Annotated in this window: 35 protein-coding genes and 1 pseudogene; 18 read left to right on the forward strand and 18 right to left on the reverse strand. The window is 32.5% G+C overall.

Going from position 1 to position 22,819, the window contains the following annotated elements; translation table 11 throughout:
• Window positions 1–6: 6 nt before the first annotated feature.
• The gene (locus NSQ08_RS12745; RefSeq protein WP_340775352.1) at window positions 7–1,212 is read left to right on the forward strand and encodes an MDR family MFS transporter; all 1,206 of its coding nucleotides are present in this window, start codon (window positions 7–9) and stop codon (window positions 1,210–1,212) included.
• Between the two features lie 14 nt (window positions 1,213–1,226).
• Here the strand turns inward: NSQ08_RS12745 and NSQ08_RS12750 are convergent, their stop codons facing one another.
• The 8 genes from NSQ08_RS12750 to NSQ08_RS12785 all read right to left on the reverse strand — a co-directional run bounded on the left by NSQ08_RS12750 (window position 1,227) and on the right by NSQ08_RS12785 (window position 6,553).
• Complete coding sequence (locus tag NSQ08_RS12750) at window positions 1,227–1,931, reverse strand: YjgB family protein (RefSeq protein ID WP_340775355.1); 705 nt, start codon at window positions 1,929–1,931, stop codon at window positions 1,227–1,229.
• Window positions 1,932–1,955: 24 nt separating this feature from the next.
• Window positions 1,956–2,801, reverse strand: a complete 846-nt coding sequence (locus NSQ08_RS12755; RefSeq protein WP_215586450.1) for a DUF5700 domain-containing putative Zn-dependent protease — start codon at window positions 2,799–2,801, stop codon at window positions 1,956–1,958.
• A 253-nt stretch (window positions 2,802–3,054) separates the two neighbouring features.
• The gene (locus NSQ08_RS12760; protein WP_002084959.1) at window positions 3,055–3,450 is read right to left on the reverse strand and encodes a hypothetical protein; all 396 of its coding nucleotides are present in this window, start codon (window positions 3,448–3,450) and stop codon (window positions 3,055–3,057) included.
• Between the two features lie 92 nt (window positions 3,451–3,542).
• The gene (locus NSQ08_RS12765; protein WP_002013368.1) at window positions 3,543–3,785 is read right to left on the reverse strand and encodes a GlsB/YeaQ/YmgE family stress response membrane protein; all 243 of its coding nucleotides are present in this window, start codon (window positions 3,783–3,785) and stop codon (window positions 3,543–3,545) included.
• Window positions 3,786–3,909: 124 nt separating this feature from the next.
• Complete coding sequence (locus NSQ08_RS12770; protein WP_340775365.1) at window positions 3,910–4,875, reverse strand: nucleoside hydrolase; 966 nt, start codon at window positions 4,873–4,875, stop codon at window positions 3,910–3,912.
• Between the two features lie 77 nt (window positions 4,876–4,952).
• The gene (locus tag NSQ08_RS12775) at window positions 4,953–5,141 is read right to left on the reverse strand and encodes a DUF3970 family protein (RefSeq protein ID WP_002065918.1); all 189 of its coding nucleotides are present in this window, start codon (window positions 5,139–5,141) and stop codon (window positions 4,953–4,955) included.
• A gap of 69 nt (window positions 5,142–5,210) precedes the next feature.
• Entirely contained in the window at window positions 5,211–5,996 is a 786-nt protein-coding gene (locus tag NSQ08_RS12780) for a class I SAM-dependent methyltransferase (protein ID WP_061674108.1), read from the reverse strand.
• Between the two features lie 218 nt (window positions 5,997–6,214).
• Window positions 6,215–6,553 (reverse strand): hypothetical protein, encoded by a 339-nt coding sequence (locus tag NSQ08_RS12785; RefSeq protein WP_340775369.1) that lies wholly within the window; start codon window positions 6,551–6,553, stop codon window positions 6,215–6,217.
• Between the two features lie 484 nt (window positions 6,554–7,037).
• On the opposite strand from NSQ08_RS12785, the gene NSQ08_RS12790 reads away from it, so the two are divergent.
• The 8 genes from NSQ08_RS12790 to coaW all read left to right on the forward strand — a co-directional run bounded on the left by NSQ08_RS12790 (window position 7,038) and on the right by coaW (window position 12,975).
• A complete protein-coding gene (locus NSQ08_RS12790) occupies window positions 7,038–7,190 on the forward strand; it encodes a YqbF domain-containing protein (protein WP_078176551.1) in 153 nt (50 codons plus the stop codon).
• A gap of 169 nt (window positions 7,191–7,359) precedes the next feature.
• A complete protein-coding gene (gene exsC, locus NSQ08_RS12795; protein ID WP_340775373.1) occupies window positions 7,360–7,794 on the forward strand; it encodes an exosporium protein ExsC in 435 nt (144 codons plus the stop codon).
• A 305-nt stretch (window positions 7,795–8,099) separates the two neighbouring features.
• Window positions 8,100–9,302 carry an MFS transporter gene (locus NSQ08_RS12800; RefSeq protein WP_061674109.1) on the forward strand — a complete coding sequence of 401 codons (1,203 nt, stop codon included), beginning with the start codon at window positions 8,100–8,102 and terminating at the stop codon, window positions 9,300–9,302.
• 155 nt (window positions 9,303–9,457) lie between these two features.
• Window positions 9,458–9,757 carry a hypothetical protein gene (locus NSQ08_RS12805; RefSeq protein ID WP_340775376.1) on the forward strand — a complete coding sequence of 100 codons (300 nt, stop codon included), beginning with the start codon at window positions 9,458–9,460 and terminating at the stop codon, window positions 9,755–9,757.
• Window positions 9,758–9,927: 170 nt separating this feature from the next.
• Complete coding sequence (locus NSQ08_RS12810; RefSeq protein WP_061674110.1) at window positions 9,928–10,296, forward strand: hypothetical protein; 369 nt, start codon at window positions 9,928–9,930, stop codon at window positions 10,294–10,296.
• 176 nt (window positions 10,297–10,472) lie between these two features.
• A complete protein-coding gene (locus tag NSQ08_RS12815) occupies window positions 10,473–11,672 on the forward strand; it encodes an LL-diaminopimelate aminotransferase (protein ID WP_016120380.1) in 1,200 nt (399 codons plus the stop codon).
• 55 nt (window positions 11,673–11,727) lie between these two features.
• Window positions 11,728–12,126, forward strand: a complete 399-nt coding sequence (locus tag NSQ08_RS12820; RefSeq protein WP_340775385.1) for a 3-hydroxyacyl-ACP dehydratase FabZ family protein — start codon at window positions 11,728–11,730, stop codon at window positions 12,124–12,126.
• 27 nt (window positions 12,127–12,153) lie between these two features.
• Complete coding sequence (gene coaW / locus NSQ08_RS12825) at window positions 12,154–12,975, forward strand: type II pantothenate kinase (protein WP_340775388.1); 822 nt, start codon at window positions 12,154–12,156, stop codon at window positions 12,973–12,975.
• 15 nt (window positions 12,976–12,990) lie between these two features.
• On the opposite strand, the pseudogene NSQ08_RS12830 reads toward coaW, so the two are convergent.
• A pseudogene (locus tag NSQ08_RS12830) lies at window positions 12,991–13,158 on the reverse strand (2'-5' RNA ligase family protein); the annotation flags it as partial.
• On the opposite strand from NSQ08_RS12830, the gene NSQ08_RS12835 reads away from it, so the two are divergent.
• Window positions 13,133–13,276, forward strand: coding sequence for a hypothetical protein (locus NSQ08_RS12835; RefSeq protein ID WP_154214672.1), 144 nt, complete (start codon window positions 13,133–13,135; stop codon window positions 13,274–13,276). The pseudogene NSQ08_RS12830 and the gene NSQ08_RS12835 overlap by 26 nt on opposite strands.
• A 34-nt stretch (window positions 13,277–13,310) precedes the next feature.
• Here NSQ08_RS12835 and NSQ08_RS12840 read toward each other — a convergent pair whose 3' ends face one another.
• From NSQ08_RS12840 to NSQ08_RS12860, 5 genes are all read right to left on the reverse strand, one after another.
• Window positions 13,311–13,790: a CcdC family protein gene (locus tag NSQ08_RS12840; protein WP_215589785.1), complete on the reverse strand. Its 480-nt coding sequence runs from the start codon at window positions 13,788–13,790 to the stop codon at window positions 13,311–13,313.
• 32 nt (window positions 13,791–13,822) lie between these two features.
• Window positions 13,823–14,494, reverse strand: a complete 672-nt coding sequence (locus NSQ08_RS12845) for a DUF4052 family protein (RefSeq protein WP_033709654.1) — start codon at window positions 14,492–14,494, stop codon at window positions 13,823–13,825.
• On the reverse strand, window positions 14,491–15,363 hold the full coding sequence (locus NSQ08_RS12850; protein WP_033709655.1) for an ABC transporter ATP-binding protein: 873 nt from the start codon (window positions 15,361–15,363) through the stop codon (window positions 14,491–14,493). Before NSQ08_RS12850 ends, NSQ08_RS12845 begins: the two co-directional genes overlap by 4 nt.
• Window positions 15,360–15,740 (reverse strand): GntR family transcriptional regulator, encoded by a 381-nt coding sequence (locus tag NSQ08_RS12855; protein ID WP_002035177.1) that lies wholly within the window; start codon window positions 15,738–15,740, stop codon window positions 15,360–15,362. The genes NSQ08_RS12850 and NSQ08_RS12855 overlap by 4 nt, the downstream gene beginning before the upstream one ends.
• Window positions 15,741–15,912: 172 nt before the next feature.
• Window positions 15,913–16,506 (reverse strand): DUF4825 domain-containing protein, encoded by a 594-nt coding sequence (locus tag NSQ08_RS12860; protein ID WP_002189924.1) that lies wholly within the window; start codon window positions 16,504–16,506, stop codon window positions 15,913–15,915.
• A 441-nt stretch (window positions 16,507–16,947) separates the two neighbouring features.
• On the opposite strand from NSQ08_RS12860, the gene NSQ08_RS12865 reads away from it, so the two are divergent.
• Genes NSQ08_RS12865 through NSQ08_RS12895 form a run of 7 tightly spaced genes read left to right on the forward strand, consistent with a single transcriptional unit; the run spans window position 16,948 to window position 18,106 of the window.
• The gene (locus NSQ08_RS12865) at window positions 16,948–17,088 is read left to right on the forward strand and encodes a YrzI family small protein (RefSeq protein ID WP_000156202.1); all 141 of its coding nucleotides are present in this window, start codon (window positions 16,948–16,950) and stop codon (window positions 17,086–17,088) included.
• A gap of 27 nt (window positions 17,089–17,115) precedes the next feature.
• Window positions 17,116–17,259, forward strand: coding sequence for a YrzI family small protein (locus NSQ08_RS12870; protein ID WP_000142704.1), 144 nt, complete (start codon window positions 17,116–17,118; stop codon window positions 17,257–17,259).
• A gap of 28 nt (window positions 17,260–17,287) precedes the next feature.
• Complete coding sequence (locus tag NSQ08_RS12875) at window positions 17,288–17,431, forward strand: YrzI family small protein (RefSeq protein ID WP_003189685.1); 144 nt, start codon at window positions 17,288–17,290, stop codon at window positions 17,429–17,431.
• 26 nt (window positions 17,432–17,457) lie between these two features.
• Window positions 17,458–17,601 carry a YrzI family small protein gene (locus NSQ08_RS12880; RefSeq protein ID WP_002013394.1) on the forward strand — a complete coding sequence of 48 codons (144 nt, stop codon included), beginning with the start codon at window positions 17,458–17,460 and terminating at the stop codon, window positions 17,599–17,601.
• A 26-nt stretch (window positions 17,602–17,627) separates the two neighbouring features.
• Window positions 17,628–17,771, forward strand: a complete 144-nt coding sequence (locus NSQ08_RS12885; protein ID WP_002120145.1) for a YrzI family small protein — start codon at window positions 17,628–17,630, stop codon at window positions 17,769–17,771.
• 26 nt (window positions 17,772–17,797) lie between these two features.
• Complete coding sequence (locus NSQ08_RS12890; protein ID WP_000672237.1) at window positions 17,798–17,938, forward strand: YrzI family small protein; 141 nt, start codon at window positions 17,798–17,800, stop codon at window positions 17,936–17,938.
• Window positions 17,939–17,965: 27 nt separating this feature from the next.
• Window positions 17,966–18,106, forward strand: coding sequence for a YrzI family small protein (locus NSQ08_RS12895; RefSeq protein WP_002189927.1), 141 nt, complete (start codon window positions 17,966–17,968; stop codon window positions 18,104–18,106).
• Window positions 18,107–18,494: 388 nt separating this feature from the next.
• Here the strand turns inward: NSQ08_RS12895 and NSQ08_RS12900 are convergent, their stop codons facing one another.
• Window positions 18,495–19,580, reverse strand: a complete 1,086-nt coding sequence (locus NSQ08_RS12900; RefSeq protein ID WP_000837889.1) for an AI-2E family transporter — start codon at window positions 19,578–19,580, stop codon at window positions 18,495–18,497.
• A 149-nt stretch (window positions 19,581–19,729) separates the two neighbouring features.
• Here NSQ08_RS12900 and NSQ08_RS12905 point away from each other — a divergent pair, with 149 nt between their 5' ends.
• Window positions 19,730–20,551, forward strand: a complete 822-nt coding sequence (locus NSQ08_RS12905; protein ID WP_000189680.1) for an HNH endonuclease — start codon at window positions 19,730–19,732, stop codon at window positions 20,549–20,551.
• A 228-nt stretch (window positions 20,552–20,779) separates the two neighbouring features.
• On the opposite strand, the gene NSQ08_RS12910 is transcribed toward NSQ08_RS12905, so the two are convergent.
• The 3 genes from NSQ08_RS12910 to NSQ08_RS12920 all read right to left on the reverse strand — a co-directional run bounded on the left by NSQ08_RS12910 (window position 20,780) and on the right by NSQ08_RS12920 (window position 22,814).
• Complete coding sequence (locus NSQ08_RS12910) at window positions 20,780–20,872, reverse strand: putative holin-like toxin (protein WP_001289318.1); 93 nt, start codon at window positions 20,870–20,872, stop codon at window positions 20,780–20,782.
• Between the two features lie 141 nt (window positions 20,873–21,013).
• Window positions 21,014–21,541: a DUF402 domain-containing protein gene (locus NSQ08_RS12915; protein WP_002032735.1), complete on the reverse strand. Its 528-nt coding sequence runs from the start codon at window positions 21,539–21,541 to the stop codon at window positions 21,014–21,016.
• 217 nt (window positions 21,542–21,758) lie between these two features.
• The gene (locus NSQ08_RS12920; RefSeq protein WP_340775427.1) at window positions 21,759–22,814 is read right to left on the reverse strand and encodes a hypothetical protein; all 1,056 of its coding nucleotides are present in this window, start codon (window positions 22,812–22,814) and stop codon (window positions 21,759–21,761) included.
• Window positions 22,815–22,819: the final 5 nt, after the last annotated feature.

Consider the following 22,819-nt stretch of genomic DNA (forward strand, 5'->3'; position numbering starts at 1 on the left):
ATAAAAATGAAGTATCTTTTAAAACGTTATAATAAGCCTATTCTCATTCGATTGTTCGGTGAATTGTTAGTCCGAACGACTGAAGCGATGTTAGCTATCATTTTTATCATTCATGTTAATAAAGCGTTAAATGGTAATGTCATCGTTACAATGCTTCTTTTCGGATTACAGCCTCTCGCTGATATTGTGTTTACATTAATCGCTGGGGGTGTAACAGATAAATACGGCCGAAAGAAAATAATGTTACTCGGATTACTTTTACAAGCTTTTGCCGTAAGCGGCTTCGTTTTTGCTGAATCGGTCGCCTTTTTCGCCTTATTGTATGTAGTAAATGGTATTGGACGCTCTTTATATATTCCGGCACAGCGAGCACAAATCGCTGACTTAACGAAGGAAGAACAACAGGCAGAAATATTTGCTGTTCTGCATACTACGGGAGCAATCGGCTCTGTAATTGGCCCATTAATCGGCGCCTTTTTCTATACTAGTCACCCTGAGTATTTATTTATTTTGCAAGGTGTAGCCCTTACGCTATATGTTATTCTCGTTTGGACGCAGCTTCCTGAAACGGTCCCACTCAGACAAAGCGTTAATAAAACTAAAGAAGTATATTCGCCAAAACAATTTATTTCAAAGCATTATGCTGTGTTTGGACTTATGGTTTCTACACTACCTATTAGTTTTTTCTACGCTCAAACCGAATCAAATTATCGTATATTCGCCGAAAGTGTATTTCCAAATTTTTTATTCATACTCGTATTTATCTCAACTTGTAAAGCAATCATGGAAGTTATGCTCCAAATTTTCCTTGTGAAATGGTCTGAACGATTTTCTATGCCTAAAATCATTGTTATTTCCTATACTTGCTATACGTTAGCTGCGATTGGCTACGGTTATTCCACAACAATATGGTCATTATTCTTCACATTGCTCTTTTTAGTAATTGGGCAAAGTATAGCTTTGAATCACTTACTACGATTCGTTTCACAAATCGCTCCAAGTCATAGACGCGGATTATATTTTTCTATATACGGTATACATTGGGATATTTCAAGAACTTTCGGGCCTTTTGTAGGTGCATTGTTATTAAGTAAATTAAACGGTAGTACTCTATTTTATATTTGCGCCTTCTTATTAATAATCGGTGGTATCATTCAAGCTTTTTTTGTTCAATCGTTAGAAAGAAACAAAACAAAAGAGCTGTCCCTATAGGAACAGCTCTTCATTTAACCTGCCATTTTATTAATACTATCCTCCGGTGAGAACACAGAAATATGATGTACTTTACCAGTTGACTTTGGAATAACGAATTTCAATTCAAATTGGTCATTTACTTTATAAACGTATATTTTGTCATTACCATTTACTTTAACAGACGCTGGTTTTCCTAAAACCTTTTCGATTTCTTGTAACGTAATCGATTTGAGTTCTGAATGATATGAGCGAACGTCAAAGACTTGAGATCCTTTGTTAAAGCCAAATGCTACATTTTTACTTGTAAAAGTTGCATATATCCCGTTGCCTGCTTGATCAGTTTTATCTGCTTTTCCCCACTCTTTTTCTATTTCCTCGATGTCACCTGTATGCGCCGCATATGGAACATTAGGTACTTTACCTACTTTCGCTTGCTCAAATAAATCTTTTACATGGTTAATTGATTTTTGATTAAGCACTGTATTTTTCGTATTAGACTCCGTTGAAGGTTTTACCGAATCATGACCTTTTGGTTTTTCCACAGGTTCTTTCTCTTTTTTGGGAGCAGTCTCTTCATTCTTTTTACCCGTTTCTGAAGTATCACTCTTTTTTTCCGTACTATTTTCTGATGTTGAATTAGTTTGCTTCTTTTCCTCAGCGTTAGTACATGCGGTTAAAGCCGCTACACACGTTAAAGTTAGAAAAAATATAAGTACTTTCATATATACTTTCATCATTTTCAGCCTCCCTCTTCAACATATTCACTTTTGTAACCATTCCATTACACTACTCTTTAAATTATTTTTAGTCCAAAAAGTAAGTGCTTCGCTTTCCCCGAAAGTATTCACAATATACTCCATATACGATGTTCCTAAAAAATAACCGAGTCGGTTGCATCCGAAATAAGTCCCTCCTGATAAACGGAACCATTCTTTTTCTTTTTCATCTGTCCACCCTTTAACATAATCTTGTAAAAAATGTTTCTTAATATGATCTTTATGTTCTTCATAGCAATACAACCAATCGTCACCATCATTATCATATGAATAATAGACTGATTTACTTAATCCTTTAGCTATTCTTTGCGATAAATATGTCGCGACTCCCTCACGATATAAACTAACCGCAGCATCAGTCCATTGTGCTTTAGTCCAATCCATTCCACTCTCTTGCAATACGAAATTATGATATATATGACCAATTTCATGAGCAACGATAACACGAAGATGCTCCCTTTCAGGAGATAATTTTTCTGCCGAAAGAAATATATCCCCAATAATATCTCTTTCTACAAATGCATTGGAGCCAAACCCACCTACAAATAGATGAAAAGTCAAATCTATATTAAAACCAAATTGAATGTGATACTCCTCACTAATTTCTTGAATAATAGATGGTAAAGTTTCCGAAATAATACGGATGTCTTTTAGTTTTTCAGGATATTTTTTAATTGCACTAGAAAGACGGTCTTCCGTCTTAGGACAATGATAATTAAAATACTCTTCAAATGCTTCTGGATACATATCATAATATTTGTCCAAGTCATGTAATCCTATATCATCGCTTTCCAAAAGCTTCAAAAAGCTTGGAATTGTATTGTTAATCATCTTATTCATCTCCTTGTATACACCTTCTCTCCATACTCGCTATATCCTTTTTGTAACTTGAATTAAACTGCTACAAAATCTCCTTTAAATGCAAAAAACCAGCAGAAAGTGAATACTCATTCTCTGCTGGTTTAATGTTTTGTTCCTTCTGAATCTTATTCAAATCATTTGTCATGATCAGAAATCCATTAAGATTAACTATTTATATAATTAAAAAAGCTGTCCTATTAAAGGACAGCCTCAATTATGTATTTTATACTTCGATAGATTTACCGTCTTCAACGATATGGTAAAGTAAGTGCGCTAAATGATGAATTGGACCATTTTCTTCCTCTTCTTCATTTGTCTCACCTTGGAATTCAAGATCATTTAAGTATAGTGCTAAAAATTGATAGAACAATTTCAAATCAAATCCGTAGCAAGCACTTGGTTCTTCATGATCTCCTTCATATTGTAACATTAAGTATTGCTCGTTTCCTTCTGTATCTTCAGCATCAAAGAATACGAAGAAACCAACGTTTGTATCTAAATCAAATAGATGACGAGTACCTTTTTCTGTTGCTTTCTCGAAGTCCTCTTCACTTAATTTATGTACTGTTGTTGCCTTTGCATTATCCTCTTGATGAAAATTTACTGTAAATGATTTCAATGCTGACACCTCCTGATTGTATAACAGTAGCATAACAGATTAGACAACATAATACAAAGGGACTGCTTACAAATGTAAACAGTCCCCTGTATTCATTTCCGCATTGCACGGAATATAAAGCTTACGATGAAAATCAAAACAATCGCGCCTATTAAAGCCGGAACAATCGCATATCCGCCTATAACAGGTCCGAATTTACCAAGTAACGCTGTACCAAGCCAAGAACCGACAATACCTGCAATAATATTACCGATTACACCGCCAGGTACATCCTTCCCAGTAATTAAACTTGCAAACCATCCTAATATACCACCAACGATTAAAGACCAAATCATATCATTTCCTCCTTTATAATTGACCAATAAAAATTATAATCAGAAACAATTGCTTACCATTAGTTATGTTACATTTTTCGTAAGTTATTCGTCTTATGAAAATCATTCAAATCTGCTCACCCTTTTAAGGACAATCTGGCTTCAATATTGTTCTCATAAATTCATCTTTAAACGCTTGATAATTAAATTCAACGGCAATTTTTTGTATAGGACGATTATCAAACGTCGTTGGCTCAGCTATTTTTCTAAAATCGGCAACACTTTGACCTCTCGTTACATCATTCGTCGTACTAATCCAAACTGCTGATTTTTTATATTCAAAAATATCATCATTTATAAATGAAATGAACGGAAGTAAATCGTGAATCGGACTCCCAGCAATACCTGGATATTCTTTTTTGTAAAAGTTCTCGTAATAAAAATCGATCATTGGCTTTATGAGTTTCGCCTGCCCTGTTCCTTCTTTATCAATAATATCGACCATTTCAGGGGTGATAAGAGCACGCTGCGTTACATTTAACGGATATATTGTAGCATTCTGCGCATATTTCATAACGATATTCGCGGCAATTGGATCACCATAAAAATTAGCTTCTGATACAGGTGTAACGTTTCCCGGAAATAGAAAAGCACCGCCCATTATATAATAAGAACATACTCGATTCATTAAATTGGGGTACAATAAAAATAATGTTGCAAGTGTTGTTAATCGTCCCGTCGCGACTATAATAATATCTTCTGGACAAGGCTCAATTAATTTAATCAATTCACAAAAATTTTCTCTGTCACAAATTCTCATTTTCGGTGGAATAATTGGACCTAAACCGTGATCCCCATGAATTCCAGGAAAAAACAAAGGTTCTTCAGCTGTCATCGGTCTACTGGCACCTTCAATAATCTTCACTTTTGTAGCATAGTATCTTTCTAAAAAATAAACATTTTCCGTTACAATTTCTCTTGACACATTTCCATACTCTGCAACGATACCTATAATATCTAATTTGCATGTTTTATTCGCATAAATTAAGGTTACTGCATCATCAATACCAAAATCTCCGAAAAAGATTATTTTTTTATTAACATTCCTCACCCCTCTCCAGCATAATCTACTATCATTATTATGCGAAAAAGACAAGGTGGTGAAACGGAGATAATTAAAAAAGCCGCCTATTTATTGGCGACTTCAATCTTTTTATAAGATAAATATGCTAGTATACTTTTGCTTGAATCATATTTCGGATTATTCCCTTTTCTCGGTTCTCTCATATGTGTTTTTTCAAACCCAGGAATGTCAGGCATTTTCTCTAAAAATTCAAGCATCTCTTCCTCAGTTCCCTCAATACGTACACGAATCATTATTACTATTCCTCAATTCTCATTTTCTCTGTACTAAGTATATCGTACATCAGAAAGACTGCAAGAAATTTATCTTTTTAATGTTGAACTTTTTTTACATACGAACAGTGCCATTTCAGTATAAAACGATTCTATTTTATTGTTTTCAAATTGAATTTTGAAAAATTCTTGCATTTCATTTGATGTTTTCATCATACACTCTGTTAACTTTACACGTTTTTGCATAGGAACATCCATCATATCGCACCACCAATCAAAATCGAACTTCTTGTCAAAAGTATGACATGACTGCATTTGCAAACCATGTTTTTCTAATAAAGTAATCCATTCTGTTTTTTTCAAAGCTCGTTCATGGCTTGGATCTCTCTTCTTTTCGATAAAGTTATAAAATGTATCAAACTCATTATTTTCTGGTGAAACGTTATCAATTAATATAAATAACCCATTATCTTCTAACGTTCGATTTACTTCAAAAATAAATTGCAAAGGATCAACAAAGTGATGTGCTGCAATTCGGCATGTAATTGTATCAAAGGATTCATCAGCAAATGGTAACCTTTCTGCATGTCCTGCTACAAATGATACATTTTCATGTCCGTTCCCTTCTATAAAACCTTTTGCTTTTTCTAACATTTTTTCTGTTAAATCAAGAGCGACTACCTCTTTGAACATTGGGGCTAACAAATTAGCAACATGTCCACCACCAGTAGCAATATCAAGAAGACGAGTATTATGACGAGTTTCAACTTGCTTAACTACATATTGTAAATCCAGTCCTTTTGCATGAATTTTACTTTTTACATACTTCTCTGCATTACTACCAAATTGTTGTTTCACAAGTTCTTCTTTACTCATTTTTATCATCTTCTTTCTATAAAGTATTATATTTAATTTATAAGTTCTCTTTATATAATTTCAAATCCTCTTTTAGTTTAGTCTCGTCTCTTGTATTAGAGACCTTCTATCAAAAAAATTTAACTCTTTTATTTTTAAGCACAAAACAAAAAAGGTTATGGGGAATTATCCCACACCCACACAAAGTATCTCTTATATTTGAGGATCTTCTTACACGTCTAATCCCCCTGTAACTTCACAATAACTTCTACTTCGCTATTAGTAGCCTCTCTTGCATGCAATCCATATTGGTCCATGCCAATCCATATCCACCCAGGACTATCATAAAGAATATCTATGTTGAAATGCTTCAACTTAGTAAGCTCTGACCTAATAAATTTATCCCTACTAGCGATTTCCTTATCAAGCAAGCCATATTCTTTCCCATTTTCAAATAGTGCTATCATCTTTCCTGCAAGTGGATGTATACGAACAATAAAGTGATATTCTTTTTCATTTATATTCGCTACAATCGTACTAGAATCATGTACATCACATCTAGAATTCGGCATATTCATATCGGTCAGCTCCTTTATTGATTTCACCAATATCGTAACAGGTTAATACTTAGATATTATTAATATAATGTAAAAAATATAAAAGCTGACTTCCCTTTAGAAATCAGCTTTTACACATTGTTTATCTTTAAACTTTTTACAAATTTTATAATGTTTCTTTCTCTGCATCATTTCCGGAAACTAAATCTCCTAAAACATCCACCGTAACTTCAACTACAAATTCACAAATCCCTGCTACAACTTCTCCAATTACTTCCTCCATCTTTCTACCCCCTTGTTTTATGGAACCTATTTGTAGTATAGAAGATACTGGTTAATTTTAACTATCGGCAAAGGTGACAAAAACATTACAGATTTGTAAGCTATTTCAATGTTTTTTTGAATTTATACTTCTCCCCTTTGAAACTTTAAGTATTATTAACAACCAGATAGGTCATCATAATATAAAGTATTTAAGAATCCTAATTTAAAGGAGGCGTGTAAAATATACTACGTAAAACTAATTAAAGGTCAATCTTTCTATGCTTTTGATCATCGTTTCTTAATATCCGAAGAAAAAGAGGTTTCAGAGAAAATTTTTAATTACTTACGCCGGAATGAATTCTTCGAAGTACGTAAAGAGGAATACTCTGCCTAATGTACAAACAGCATCGAGAAACAACTCACAGTATTGTGACTCTTTCTTGATGCTTTTATATTATCGCCCCATATTCAACTTTATTCTCAATTCTATTAACATCTTATAGTATATGTCCAAGCTAATTCATCGTTACTTTCATATTTTAGCATATGAGGAGGTGACGAACATGACTCATATCATTGATTACCAAGCTACTCAACCAATAAATAAAACAGATGAAATAACTTTTGTAATTCCTCATTCCCCAAACAAAGCAATTCTAGCAAATATTAAATTAAAAATTTCAAGAAGCGATTCACGTAATAATCGAGTAGAATTAATCGCTACAGTTGGAGTTAAAGGTATAACTGATATATCACAAATATTATTTAGAATTTTCCGTGACAACACTGAAATTTTCAACACGCAAGTAGGTATTGAATCTACAGATTCAGAACAATTCTACGCTCAAACATTTCAAGCTATTGATAAAGATGTAAGCTGCGGGACTCACGAATATTCATTAACTGTGGAAAATCTAACAAATGCTGCAAGTGCAGACGTTGTTGGCCCTCTATCTTTTAGTGGTTTAGCTATTGGACAAGATCATAAGTGTTGCTAAAGGAATCTATTGTTTGATGTTGCATTTGAGAAAAGTGAGACGTAGTAACTACGTTCTCACTTTTTTATTTTCTCTATGTTTTTCTTTATTTTCAATTTGTATTTAATCAAGAGTTTTTCACATTTTGAATTACTTATTTCATCATATAATTAATCAAATTTTCAACAAATCAAAAAGATTGAAATTCACTAATGAAACACGTAATATAGACTCTGACTCTAAAAAAAGCGCGTTAAAAAATAATGAATAAATTAGGAGGTTTTATATACGAGTTGTTAATTTTAAAAGACTGAGAGGTTTAAATTATGTGGCGTAATAAAAATGTTTGGATCGTATTAATTGGGGAGTTTATTGCTGGTCTAGGGTTATGGCTTGGTATTCTTGGTAATCTTGAATTTATGCAAAAATACGTCCCTTCTGATTTTATGAAATCCGTTATATTATTTATCGGACTGTTAGCTGGTGTTCTAGTCGGTCCAATGGCTGGGCGTGTCATTGATCAATATGAAAAAAAGAAAGTTCTTCTTTACGCTGGATTTGGTCGTGTTATTAGTGTTATTTTCATGTTTTTCGCTATTCAATATGAAAGTATCGCTTTCATGATTGCATTTATGATTGCACTTCAAATTTCCGCGGCATTTTATTTCCCTGCATTACAATCTGTAATTCCACTCATCGTTAATGAACATGAGCTATTACAAATGAACGGTGTACATATGAATATCGGTACAATCGCTCGTATTGCAGGTACTTCACTAGGTGGTATTCTTTTAGTTGTAATGAGTTTACAGTATATGTATGCCTTCTCAATGGCAGCATACGCTTTATTATTCCTCTCAACTTTCTTCCTACAATTTGAAGATAAAAAATCCGCTACATCAAGTAAACAATCAGCTAAAGATAATAGTTTTATGGAAGTATTTCGTATTTTAAAAGGAATTCCTATTGCTTTTACAGCACTTATATTAAGTATTATCCCTCTATTATTTATAGCTGGATTCAATTTAATGGTTATTAACATTAGCGAAATGCAACATGACCCAACGATTAAAGGATTCATATATACAATTGAAGGTGTAGCATTTATGTTAGGTGCCTTCGTTATTAAACGTTTATCTGATCATTTCAAACCTGAAAAGTTACTATACTTCTTCGCAATTTGTACCGCTTTTGCACACCTTTCGTTGTTCTTTAGCGATATTAAATGGATGGCACTTGCCTCATTTGGTTTGTTTGGATTTAGTGTAGGCTGCTTCTTCCCTATTATGTCGACAATTTTCCAAACGAAAGTCGAAAAAAGCTATCACGGACGTCTCTTCTCATTCCGTAATATGTTTGAAAGAGTTATGTTCCAAATTGTCTTACTTGGAACTGGCTTCTTCTTAGATACGATTGGGTTACAATATATGGTTCTCATTTTCGGTGTTATTTCATTATTAATTATTTTCATATCCCTTTCTAAACAGAAACAGTATGAAAAACAACCGTCACAATCTGCGAATTTATAACATAAATATTTTAGGCATGGATTTGTTTTTATATAGATCCATGCCTCTTTCTTTTATTATAATCCTAATTATTACGTTTATTGAAATGATTTAAAGGAGTACCCCATTTTGCTTTCGAATATAGTATATACATAAGATATATAGGAGGCGTGAAAATGTCTGATGGTATGCAGTTATTTATTATCTTTATTTTTGTATTAGTAATGTTTAGCCTCATAAACTTTTTAGCCATTTCCTTATCTCGACATAGCTTTAAAAGAAGAATCGTGGCAGGTTTCATATTTTTATTACTGACTCCCATTATCTTTTTGACTACCGCAGCATTCGCTTCTATATTTGATAAAGCTGGATTTAGCGCAGGTGGGCTAGCCTTTATTGTTGCAATTATATATATCTTAAATGGAATAGTGATCCTACTTTCCTCATTATTTTTCCTCAAAAGAGACATAACATAGACTATAGTACTCGGCATGAATCTGACTTTACACTAGATTCATGCTTTTTCAATTCCCCCTAAATTTTTATGTGAAATTAAATAATTCTTTATAAAAATTTAAACTTTATTCATTACAATATTCCTATCGTATTCGCACGTTTATAAAAACTAATAAGAAAGGAGTACACAATGAAAAAGCTTCTATTTATTTTCCCTATATTAATCGTTCTACTTAGTGGATGTAGCAATAATGATATATACGGCTCTTGGGAAGTCATTGATAATAAAAAAGGTGAATGCCCTGTATATTATAAATTTGAAACAGTTGTGAAAGAAGAAAAGAAAGAAAAGGTTGTTCACAATTTAGTGGAAATGCAAACAACAAATAAAAAAGAGGATTTATTTAAAGGATCGTTTGTTAAAAATTCTAACGTGTATCGTATTGATTATGGTAACTCGTTTACATCGGATCAATCTTTAAAAGTTGTCGATAATGAATTAAATGTATACTTTTTTACAACTGAAAACACATGTACATATAAAAAAACAAACAATTAATCTTCATTTATAACGTAGAAAATATTTTCTACGTTATTTTTATATTTCCCCTTATTATCCTCCCTCTAAATTTGTCAATCGTTTTAATTTTCATAAAAAAATGATAAAATGTAAACATGTGTTTTCAGAATAATTAAAAACACAGAAAGAAAACACTGTTTTTAGGAGGGGTTTTGATGACTTACACTTTAGCAACTAGAATGAAAGCATTCCAATCTTCTATATTTAGTGAATTAGGGGCCTATAAAAAAGAGAAAATTGCAGCAGGTCATAAAATGATCGATTTAAGTATCGGGAATCCTGATATGCCTCCTGCTGATTTTGTGAGAGAAGAAATGGTACATACAGCAAGTGCAAAAGAAAGTTACGGATATACATTATCTGGTATTCAAGAATTTCACGAAGCTGTAACTGAATATTACAACAACACTCATAACGTTATATTAAATGCTGAAAAAGAAGTTTTATTATTAATGGGTTCACAAGACGGACTCGTTCATTTACCTATGGTTTTTGCAAATCCGGGAGATATAATACTAGTTCCTGATCCAGGATATACAGCTTATGAAACAGGAATTCAAATGGCCGGTGCAACATCTTACTACATGCCATTAAAAAAAGAAAATGATTTCTTACCTAACTTAGAAGTTATCCCTGAAGAAATCGCCAATAAAGCAAAGATGATGATTTTGAACTTCCCAGGAAATCCAGTTCCAGCAATGGCACATGAAGATTTCTTTAAAGATGTAATCGCATTCGCGAAAAAACATAATATTATCGTTGTCCATGATTTTGCTTATGCTGAATTTTATTTTGATGGTCAAAAGCCAATTAGCTTCTTATCTGTACCTGGTGCAAAAGAAGTTGGCGTTGAAATTAATTCTTTATCTAAAAGTTATAGTTTAGCTGGTAGCCGTATTGGTTATATGATTGGTAACGAAGAAATTGTCGGCGCGCTTACGCAATTTAAGTCTAATACAGATTACGGTGTGTTTTTACCAATTCAAAAAGCTGCATCCGCTGCATTACGACACGGCGCTGCATTTTGTGAAAAAAACCGTGGAATTTACCAAGAACGTAGAGATACTTTAGTGGACGGATTCCGCAAATTCGGTTGGAATGTCGATAAACCAGCTGGAAGTATGTTCGTTTGGGCTGAAATTCCGAAAGGATGGACTTCGCTAGAGTTCGCTTATGCACTTATGGATCGTGCAAATGTCGTTGTCACACCAGGCCATGCATTTGGTCCTCATGGCGAAGGTTTTGTACGTATTGCACTTGTTCAAGATAAAGTAGTATTACAAGAAGCAGTTGAAAACATTAAAAATAGTGGTATTTTCTCTATTGAAAAAATAGAAGAATTAGTTAAGAATTAATAATAACTCCCCTGCTTAACTTTAGCAGGGGTATTATTATTCCTGGAGGTACGATATGAATATTAAAGATACTCTTCCCCATCGCTATCCATTTTTAATGATTGATAAAATTACAAACGTTAAAGAATCTCAATCGGCTACAGGATACAAACTGATTACAAATAACGAGTGGTTTATTAATAAAAATCAAAACTATATGCCTCATATGCTAATTGTAGAAGCACTCGCTCAACTTAGTGCTTTTGTAAGTACAAGTGAATCTGAAGGACTTGGTTTCCTCTCCTCTTTAGATGGGGTGGAATTTCATGAAAATGCGTATCCCGGTGATAAACTTGACTTACATTATGAATTAACACGTAACAGACGAGGTTTTGTTCTTGGGAAAGGAATTGCCTCTGTAAACGGTCAATCAATCGTTACCATTGAAAAGCTATTAATATATCAAGCTGATTAAACAGATTACATAGTAAGGGGTAGGGAAATGCGGAATGTTGTTGGTATTGATGCTGGGGGAACATTAACAAAAATTGCTTACTTTAATGAAATGAACAAATTAGTTTTCGAAAAATTTTATTCATATGAACAAGAAAGAATTAAAGAATGGCTTCATAATAATAATTCAATTACACAATTATGCATTACAGGTGGTAAAGCTACACAGTTAGAACAACTCCTTTCAAGTTCATATAAAATAGTAGAATTAAACGAGTTTGAAGCTACTTTAGCAGGAGTACGATACATACTAAAAGAAGAAAAACGTGCTATAAACAACTTTGTATTAACAAATATCGGTACAGGTACTTCCATTCACTATGTTCACGACAAGCAATATGTTCGCGTTGGTGGAACTGGAGTTGGCGGTGGTACTATTATGGGTCTTTCAAAACTATTAACAAATATAGATCATTTTGAAGACGTGATTCCGCTTACGAAAATTGGTTCAAGAAACAGTCTAGATATTACAGTTGGAGATATTTATGGTGGGATTCTCTCCCCTCTTGATAATAACTTAACTGCTAGCAATTTCGGAAAAGCGACCATTACAGACTCAAATTATAGTAATTCAGATATACTAGCTACCGTTCAAGGACTTGTCGGTGAAGTCGTCACAGCATTAAGTCTTCAATTCGCCGAAGCAAAAAATATTGACCATATCATTTACATCGGTTCTACTCTATGTAATAACGTACATCTTCAAAATATTATTAGTAGCTATACAGAATATCAAAACAAAATACCAGTCTTTTTACAAGACGGTGGTTATAGTGGTGCAGTTGGTGCTTTACTTCATAGTTCGAAATAAAAAAGCTGACTTTTGTCAGCTTTTTTGCAATGGTACTTCAAATTCAATAATTGATTCTCCATTCTCACCAATTCGTTCCACACTAATTCTATCAATTACACAATTTAACTTCTCATGAAAACTAGGAATATCCTTCGCTATTTCAGTTGCTAACTCTGTGCTATGTTTTCTCCCAACTGTTACAGGAGCGACACCTCAAACAGAGCAATTTAAACGTGCAGTAAATGCTCGTATGAGAGCATTTGAAATAGGTTCTGTTAAAGATGTTTCGAAACTTGTATTACAAGCAAATAGCCTATAAAAATAAAAACTTCTCAAATGAGAAGTTTTTATTTTTATATCACATGATTACTATTCCCGTGCCAAACTTTCCTAAACTTTATATAACAAGCAATTCTCCACGGAATAATATAAGACACCGCAACTACGTAAAATAATAAACCTATTGTTTGCTGATCTAAGTCAACAATATATTGTCTTGAACCATATCTTAAAATAACAATTCCGATAAAAGTAATTAAAAAGGCAGCACTTTTTTTCGTATAAATGTTTCCGTCTTCTCTTCGCTCATAGTTTGTTAGAAATATAAGTGGGATTGCGAAAATCACCCCAATGGATGCTGCTATAGTCACTTGTACTATAGCTGGATGTACTGTACCAAAAAACAATAAAATACCCGGTGTTAAAAATAGTAATGGCCACAAAATACGTTTTCCCGTTCCCTTTATCGGCTTATACATAGAACGATATCGTCGCCAAAAAATTAGCAGTGCCACGCATAAAAAGACGGTTATTAGTGAAGAAGTATCTCCCATACAGTCTTCCTTCTCTCTTAAAGTATTTGTGCTTAAATCGTATCCTCAAAAGAAACTTTACGAATAAATAGAGCGCTAATTATAAAGTATATTAAAATAAGTACTATCGAAATTGATATAACATTGGGTATATCAATTAACGATTTACTATCAATAAATACCAATTCTTTCAAACCTACCTTACCATAAATTGTACTCGTCAACCCCAAGAAAAAAATCACACTAAAAGCAAAGCCTATCCAATTAAATCTTTTCTGAAAAATAGTTGTTAATTGAAATAAGCTAGCTAATAATAGATAGAACACGAACTGTGCAAAGAATTGTTCGATTGTATGTGCTCCTAAATTTATATGTTTCGTTTCATAAAATGTACCTTGTAAAAGCAAAACTTGTAGAAATGAAAAAATTACTGATTGTAATATGATAAAACATACTGAACCAATAAAGAATTGTAATCTAGTAACGCCAAATGAGACAACTGTACGAAATATGTCATCTTGAACAAGAAAAATACTTGCCACAATAAATATTGCAATTGCAATAGATGAATTATTGAAGATATCATGTAAAAATGCTACCTTTAGTCCCTTTATATCAGTTGCAGTTGTTGTCCATTTTATAAGTAATGCCACACACCAAAAGATAAGAATAGCCTTATAATGAAATTTCATATGTAACTTTAATTGTTTTAAAAGCATTTTCATTTCACCTCATTATCTGTTAGATAAATAAATAGTTTTTGCAGTGTTACTCTGTCTATTTCTAACCCTTCAGTTTCTATCAGCTCATAATCTCTAGCAGAAAGATCTCCCCATATCGCAGAAATCTCTTTATTCCCATACAACTCTTGTTTTACAACATTTTTCCCCATTAAAAAATTTGTCACTTTATCTTTATGTCCTGATATTATGTGTCCTTTTTCTAAAAAATCTTCCACAGAGGATTGAACAGCTAATGATCCTTCTTTTAATATGATTACATTTTCTATAACATGGGACACTTCCTCAACTAAATGTGTTGATAAGATGATTGTTCGTGGATATTCACTATAATCTTCCAATAGTAATTCGTAAAACAACTCTCGATGTGCTGCATCTAAACCGGTAGTCGGCTCATCAAAAATAGTAATTGGTGCTCTACTAGCTAAACCTTTAATAATACCAACAATTGTTTGCATACCATGGGATAAATCATAATACTTTTCTTTTGCATTCAATTGAAATTTTTTAATAAGTTCCTCAGCATATTCTTGATTCCAATTTTCATAAAACATGTTACACAAATAAAAAACATCTTTTACCTTACTACTTAAATTAATGTTTTCTTTCACCTTTACGAAACAAATATTTCGCATCGCTTTACTATTTTCAAAAACATTTTCACCAAATACAGCTACGCTTCCACTACTTGAAATAATTTGACCAGCAAGTATGTTTAATAATGTCGTTTTCCCCGCTCCGTTTCTTCCAAGTAAACCATATATTTTATGCTCTTCCAATGAAATAGTTACTTCGTTAACAGCTAATTTCTTTTTATATTTTTTAGACAAGTTTTTCGTTTCAAGTGCAATCATCCCTCTTTCCCCTCCTTCGTAATTTTGTGTATCATGTCCATCAATTCGTCTTTTGATATTTCTAGTACTTTTGCTTCTTCCCACACTTTAGGTAAATACTCAGTCATAAAAACATGCTGTCTTTTTTTTAGTACGACTTCTTTTGCTCCCTTTGTAACAAACATCCCGATCCCTCTCTTTTTATATAAAATCCCCTCATCTACTAGTAGATTTACTCCTTTTGCAGCTGTAGCCGGATTAATTTGTAACATCTTCGCAAATTGATTTGTCGACGGAACTTGTTCTTCTTCAAGTAATATGTCTTTTAAAATATCAGATTCAATTGTTTCTGCAATTTGTATGTATATTAACTTATTTTGTTCTAGAGTAAGTTTCACGATTTCACCACCTTAGGTTCATAGGTTCATTACTTGTATAATTAACCATAGCACAACGTTATATTTTTTTCCATAATTTTCATCAAAAAAAAAAGAATCATTCGATACTGAATGACTCCCTTTAAAAAATGTCCGTATTTTCAATCGTAAAATAACCACATCTTCCTCCATATCACTTAGATTCCCGCACAGGATGTTCATTAAAAAATTGCTTTCGAAAATCTTTATTATTAACTAGCTTTTCTATTTTTTCTTGATTACCGTAAAAGAAATTCATTACGATTCCCTTATTCCATATAAGATCATCCTTGGGCAAATCATTAAATTCTTTATACAGTATGGGTAAAAGTTCTTCTCTTTTTAATGCAAAACTTTGATTTTCAATCTGAAACTCATACCCTTTCGCATTCGGTACTAAAACTGCAAGATAAATAGCATTAAAGAGTAAATTCTTCTTCATCGTATCCTTCCCATCAAACCAATACGTCTCAATCATTTCTTCTGTAAGATTTCCATTCTCTTTTGCACCATATTCCACTTTAATATTTTCATTTTCTAAATTTAAACTTTGAACTGTTTCACCACCGGGTAAGTTTGTAACAATCGCAATAACGTCGGAATTATTTCCAACGTATGTCCCCGTATATTTTTTAAAAGCCCCAGGTTCAATATGTGACATTTCTTTTATTTGCTCCCCATTAGAACAAGCAGTAATAACTAATAAAATTGTTAGCATAATACCTGCTATTCTATTCATATAGTTCATTAGACACCACCAAGTTCTATTTATTATCCAATCTATACAATGTATCCTTTAAAAAACCCTTTTAAATATACGCATTTTAATCAAAATTAAAAATTTTCAATTTTTCTGTTTACAATTATCCATTAATTGTATATAATTACTAACGTAAGAAAAATATTCTAAAAGGAGGTCGAAGGAAATGATGAAATTACAATTACATGCTTTAACTTTAGCGTTAACTGCATCTGTGTTTTTCGGACAATTAAATATGAATTCGACCACCCTAATGGAGAATTAAAAATCGTACTTTATTTCTTTTAATTCATAAATTCGCCACAGGAGGTCGTATACTTTCCTGTGGCTTTTTCACGCCCAGCCATAGGAGAACGACATCTTCCTGTGGCTTTTTTGTGCGATTTTTTAGTCTCATACATTATTTTTTAAAGAAAGGAGCAACATTCGATGACAATTAGCGTATTGTTTTTAAGTATTACGATTCAAAGAAATACACTTTCCAAAGCTGAAATTCTTCATAATGAGCAAATTACAAAAGCTATGAATGATGTTAAGGAGCGCCAAGTGCTTTATTGCGATCACCTGTAATTCCTTTTCGAAAGGAGGAATTCGTCTATGACTTTTCATATTTTCTTTTTTACGACAGCACTTCAGAAAAAAACTTTATCTGAAGCTGAAATCTTTCGTAAACAACAATTAAAACAAACTATGGATAAAATAACGGACATTAAAAGTTCGTATTATACACAAATGTATTAAAAATATTTTTTAAAGGGGCAATTTCCTAATGAAATTCAAAGCTTTCTTTTTAACTATCACCATTCAAAAACGTAAATCTTCAAAAGCTGAAATCTTACGTGAACAACAAATTAAAATTATTATAGACGAAGTAAAAGAGCGTCAGTCCTCTTATTACAATCGCCTTTACTAAATAAATTATAAAGGGGTAATATCCTAATGAAATTTAAGGCTTTCTTTTTAACGATTACCATTCAAAAACGCAAACTTTCAAAAGATGAAATTTCTCGTGAGCAACAAATTAAAAACATTATGGATGATGTGAAAGAGCGCCAGTCCTCTTATTACAATCGTCTTTACTAAATAAATTATAAAGGGGTAATATCCTAATGAAATTCAAAGCTTTCTTTTTAACGATTACCATTCAAAAGCGTAAACTTTCAAGAGATGAAATTTCTCGTGAACAACAAATTAAAAATATTATGGATGATGTGAAAGAGCGCCAGTCCTCTTATTACAATCGTCTTTACTAAATAAATTATAAAGGGGTAAAAATCCAATGAAATTCAGAGTATTATTTTTAACGATTACCATTCAAAAAAATAAACTGTCTGAGTCTGATATGCTTCATGATCGACAAATTGAGCAGGCTATGTACAACGTAAAAGAGCGACAAAGTCATTATTGTAGTCACCTGTAATTCCTATTCGAAAGGAGGAATTCATGTATGAGGTTTCACCTTTTCTTTTTAACCATTACGATTCAAAAAGAAACTATATCTGCAAATGAAGTAAAACAAGAGGAACAGTATAAAAAGATTATAGATGAAATTCGTGATCGTAGAAGCAAGTACTACACTCGCCTATAATTGTTTGAACTTATATTAGAAATGAAAGGAGTCGATTATGATGTTAATAACGCGGTGTAAAGAAATGATTTGGATAGTTCAGAGGGATTCCACATAGTTTATAAAGTGAAACTTTAATCAGTGGGGGTTTTGTTCATCCCCCACTGATTATTAGCTCTCACCAATCGGGCGTTTACGCGCAGTTGATCTCCCTCCTAACTTCTTTTTTCTTCACCTGAATTTTGAGGTGGGAGTTTTACTGCCCACAAATAGCGGGATAAAGTTTATTTAACAAAAATTCACAGCCTGATTTGATGTGTAAAAAATATACAATAATAAGTATTTCATACACTAAAAAATAAAAGATACACCCCTTTTTTATTAAGCGGTGTATCTTTCTCAACATATTCTATTTCCGTTTACTTCGTTTCGTCTTAAACAATCTCACTAAGTTCGAAACAACTGTTTTTGTTACCGCATAAGCTGGTACTGCTAAAATCATTCCGATAATTCCCGCGAAATTACCTACCCCTAAAATAAGGATGATAATTGTCAACGGATGGATATTTAATTTTGAACTCATAATACGCGGTGAAATGATGTTACTTTCAAACTGTTGTACGATTGTTACTATAATAATTACGTACAGAGCTTGCATCGGAGATACGAACAGACCTATAATGACAGCTGGTGCTGCTCCGATAAATGGACCTAAGTTCGGAATTATATTTGTAAATGCTGCGATAATTCCTAAAACGAAAGCATACGGTAAACCGATGATTAAATAACCAGTAAATGTAAAGGCACCAATAAACATACAAACGAGCGCTTGGCCTTGAATATATGCAGATAATGTTTCGTTCGTTTCCTTTATGATACGAAGTCCTTCTTCACGGTAAGACTCTGGTAATACACTAACAGCTTTTCCTGGAAATGCATGTCCATCTTTAAACATATAAAATAAAATGAACGGTACTGTAAAGATAACTAACGCCACGTTCGTGATAATACCAAATAAAGCCGTTGCACTCGACGTAAGTGTGTTTGGTATTTCCTTTAAGTATTCAATTGCATTTTTCTCAATTGTCTCAATGGAAACGTAGTTTTGTGTAGATAGCCATTCAAATAATCTATGATGGGATAGATCTTGTATGTATACTTTTCCCTCTTTTATGTAAGTCGGCATATTTTTTACTAAATCCATTAACTGTTGTGAGATGGTTGGAACAACTACTCCAATAGCAACTCCAGTTAATGTGATGATAAAAAGATACAGTAGTAAAATCGCTAAACCTCTAGGTACCTTTTTATTCTCCAAAAAGACTAACAATGGATTAAATATGAAGTATAAAAATAACGCGATTAAAATTGGGAAAAATAATGTTGATATGAAGATACCAATCGGTTGAAATAGAAACGATATTTTTGTGCAAATAAATATAATTCCTACAACCATCAGCACTTCTAATGTCCAAAAGTGCACTTTCGATTTCAAAAAAACGTCCTCCTTTAAACTAGCACTTCTCTTCATTGTACCAAATTAAACTTAGATTTCACATAATATTTTCCTTTACAATATTCCAAAATCCCATTAAATACACTACAATGAGATTACAGACAAATTTGCAGGTAAAGGTGATAAATATGACACAATGCATCATTTGCAGAAAAGATACGAAAGAACTTAGTGAACAATATGTCATTCCAGAGATATTATGTGGATATTATTTCATAAACTCAATTTGTGATTCCTGTCATGAACATATGACAACAAATATTGACCGTCCTTTAATTAGACATAAATTAAGTCAATATAAGATTGAGCAAATGAAAAAACAAATCGACTCCCCTCTCTATACGAATGAACATGGTGAGGAGCTAGCAGCCGCTGAGACAGATGTAGTCGAAGTAAGTGATGAGATACTTTATTCCAATGCATTAATTATGAAACTATGTAAAAAGCACGATATTTCATTACATAATGAAATTTGGAAAGAAGAGCGCGTAACAAAAGTAGCTAGTTCTATTCAACGTGAATTGCTTTTAGATAACCGTAAATATAAAATGAGTGTATTAAAAATGGCTTATACTTTTGCTGTACAAACAATTGATGGCTACTTTGACGATCCAGATGCGATTGATATTTCTACCATTCTATTAAATGCCGATTTCATGGAATTAAAGGAAAAGAGTATCGTTCGTGACTTAAGCAAAAGCTCTTTATGGAATACATTAAATACAACGAGCGAAAACCATTACTTTATTTTACTTAGTGATAAAGACGGTCTATTCTGCTTCATTCGCCTATTTGATATTTTTGATGTTGTTGTTCATTTATCAGAAAAAAGATACAATCTTCCATCACCAATTGTCGGCGTAAATAATGTAGACAAAAAAGGATTTTTTGTGGAAAGTTTAAAACAGTATATGGATGGGCTATTTAAAGAAACTACACGTTCTATTTAATCCATATGGGAACATACGGTCTCCTTTCTTCATGAAAAGACACTGTGTTATAATAAGTGTGAAAAGAACAATACAATCACATAAAACAATTAAAACCTGTATATAAATAAAAAAGACTAGTGTGCGGCTACACACTAGTCCACGTAACTTAGCAGATTGGATTGTTCATTTATCCTATTTGTTTCGTACAAACACAACAACCCACTTTCTATAGGCATAGGTGGGTTGTTATTTTTTGAGCTTGTCAATTAAGACGACAATAAACGTTAACAATGCAATGAGAAACAGTCCACCTTGCAATAACAACGCAATTTCACTCACTTATTATCACCCCCCTCCTACTTTGGAGAAGTGATAATTGAACAACCAACCGTACCATAAGTTACCTCTTAATTTTATCATATTTTCTAATAGTTTACGATGAAAACCCGCAAGCTAGTAAGCTGCGAGTTTTTTTATTTTTCATGTAGAAAAAATCTCTTTCTGTTTAAATATAGTCTCCGTTTCTAAAATCATTTGAGGTAAGAAGACATGAATTGTATCCGTTAATACGTTAAGAGCTTCTTTCACATAACCATTTTCAAATTGATCTAATGACTCAGGTAATTCGACTTCATCTAATATGAAATACTCACCATTAGGAAGAACCATAATATCAATGATTAAATCTTCAAATGTTACTAACTCATTTCCTACATGTGTGTTTTTTATGATATTAAAATATGACCCTAAATAATGCCCAGCATCATCTCTCCATATGTATAGGTTATACGGACGATCTTCCCAATAATATGCGGTTGTATAACTACCTTTAGGAATAGTTAATTTTATTTCGTTTGCTGTCATAGTAAAAGGGTACTGTACCTCATGAAATAGTACGATTCTCTTCGGTTGTGCTTCTACTAATAAACAAACGTGATCTACAGTTGTAGAATCATAACGTATTTTTCTTTCTATAATTTCAATCCTTGATGTATGTAAACAATTCATTTTTTAGTTACCCCTTTTATCATATAGTCCGTTTTTAATTATATCCTTTACGCTCCTGATTAAGAAAGTATACCGTATTCCGCATCATAAAAACTCCTTCTATAATGGAAGGAGTTAATGAACTACTACTATTTTATTAACCACAATTCATATATGGTCTTTTATTTTTTTCAATACAAACTCCATATACACCAAACGCACGATGATATTTAGGAGCTTACTCATGTTTTAACTTTCCCTTAACTACATCATAAAATTTCCGTTCATCGTCTACATTTAAGTGAATACGACTTACTGTTTTAGAAAATCCATATAAAAACTGCGCTTTAATTGGCTCTTTTAACGTTATTTCAAAAGTTGGAGGTTCCTTTATAAATTCCATAACAGTTGCGTCAAGAACCTCTTTCTCTTCTTCTTTCGTTAAAGATTCGCCTTTATAAAACACAATGTTATCAATTTGTGTAAATGATATAACGATTTTCTTTCCTAATCCAATTTGAATAATCACTTTTTCTTCCGCAACGATAATTGGATTTTTACGCATCGCTTGTATTTCAGCTAAAAAATAAAACATCGCATATATGTTTAAGATGAGTAAAACCCAAGCTATTACTGGATTCCATTGATGAAGTAAATAATGAAAACCGATACTTTCAATTAATGTTGCATGAATAATCATGATATAAACACCTATTGCACCGGTCTTTTTATGATATGAGTATGTGGATTCACTTTCTAATACTTTTTCACGCCACGATAAAAAAGCATAATAGAGTAATTTACACTCTGTTAGAATGATATTTACTGTCTTACTTCTCTTCATATTAGCATCAAATGCTGCATCAATCGCATAAGAAAATGAAGAATACTCACTTCTATATTCTTTATATCGTTTTATTATTTTAGGAAGTACTCTTATAATTTTAAATATAAGAAACAGTTCAAAACATACGAACACAATTTCTCCAGCAACTATTACATACGAAACAAATGAAAAAGCTTGTAAATAATCACTAGGAATTATAAATCTTGCGAATACATATCCAGCTATAACTACAGGAAACATATACGTTAACGAATATCTTTTCCGTATAATAAAGAAATATGTGATGACTGGAATTACAAACATAAAATCTAATAATGAACCGAGGACTACTTCTTTCGGGGCAGCTGGCACTATTGGCAGGGCATACAATAAATAGTTTGATAACACAATTAAAGATACGAGTCCAATCCAAATGCCTTTTTTCCTTCGTGAAATTGATGGATTCATTCCTT

It is taken from the genome of Bacillus sp. FSL E2-8887 (assembly GCF_038007205.1).
Classification (GTDB): Bacteria; Bacillota; Bacilli; order Bacillales; family Bacillaceae_G; genus Bacillus_A; species Bacillus_A mycoides.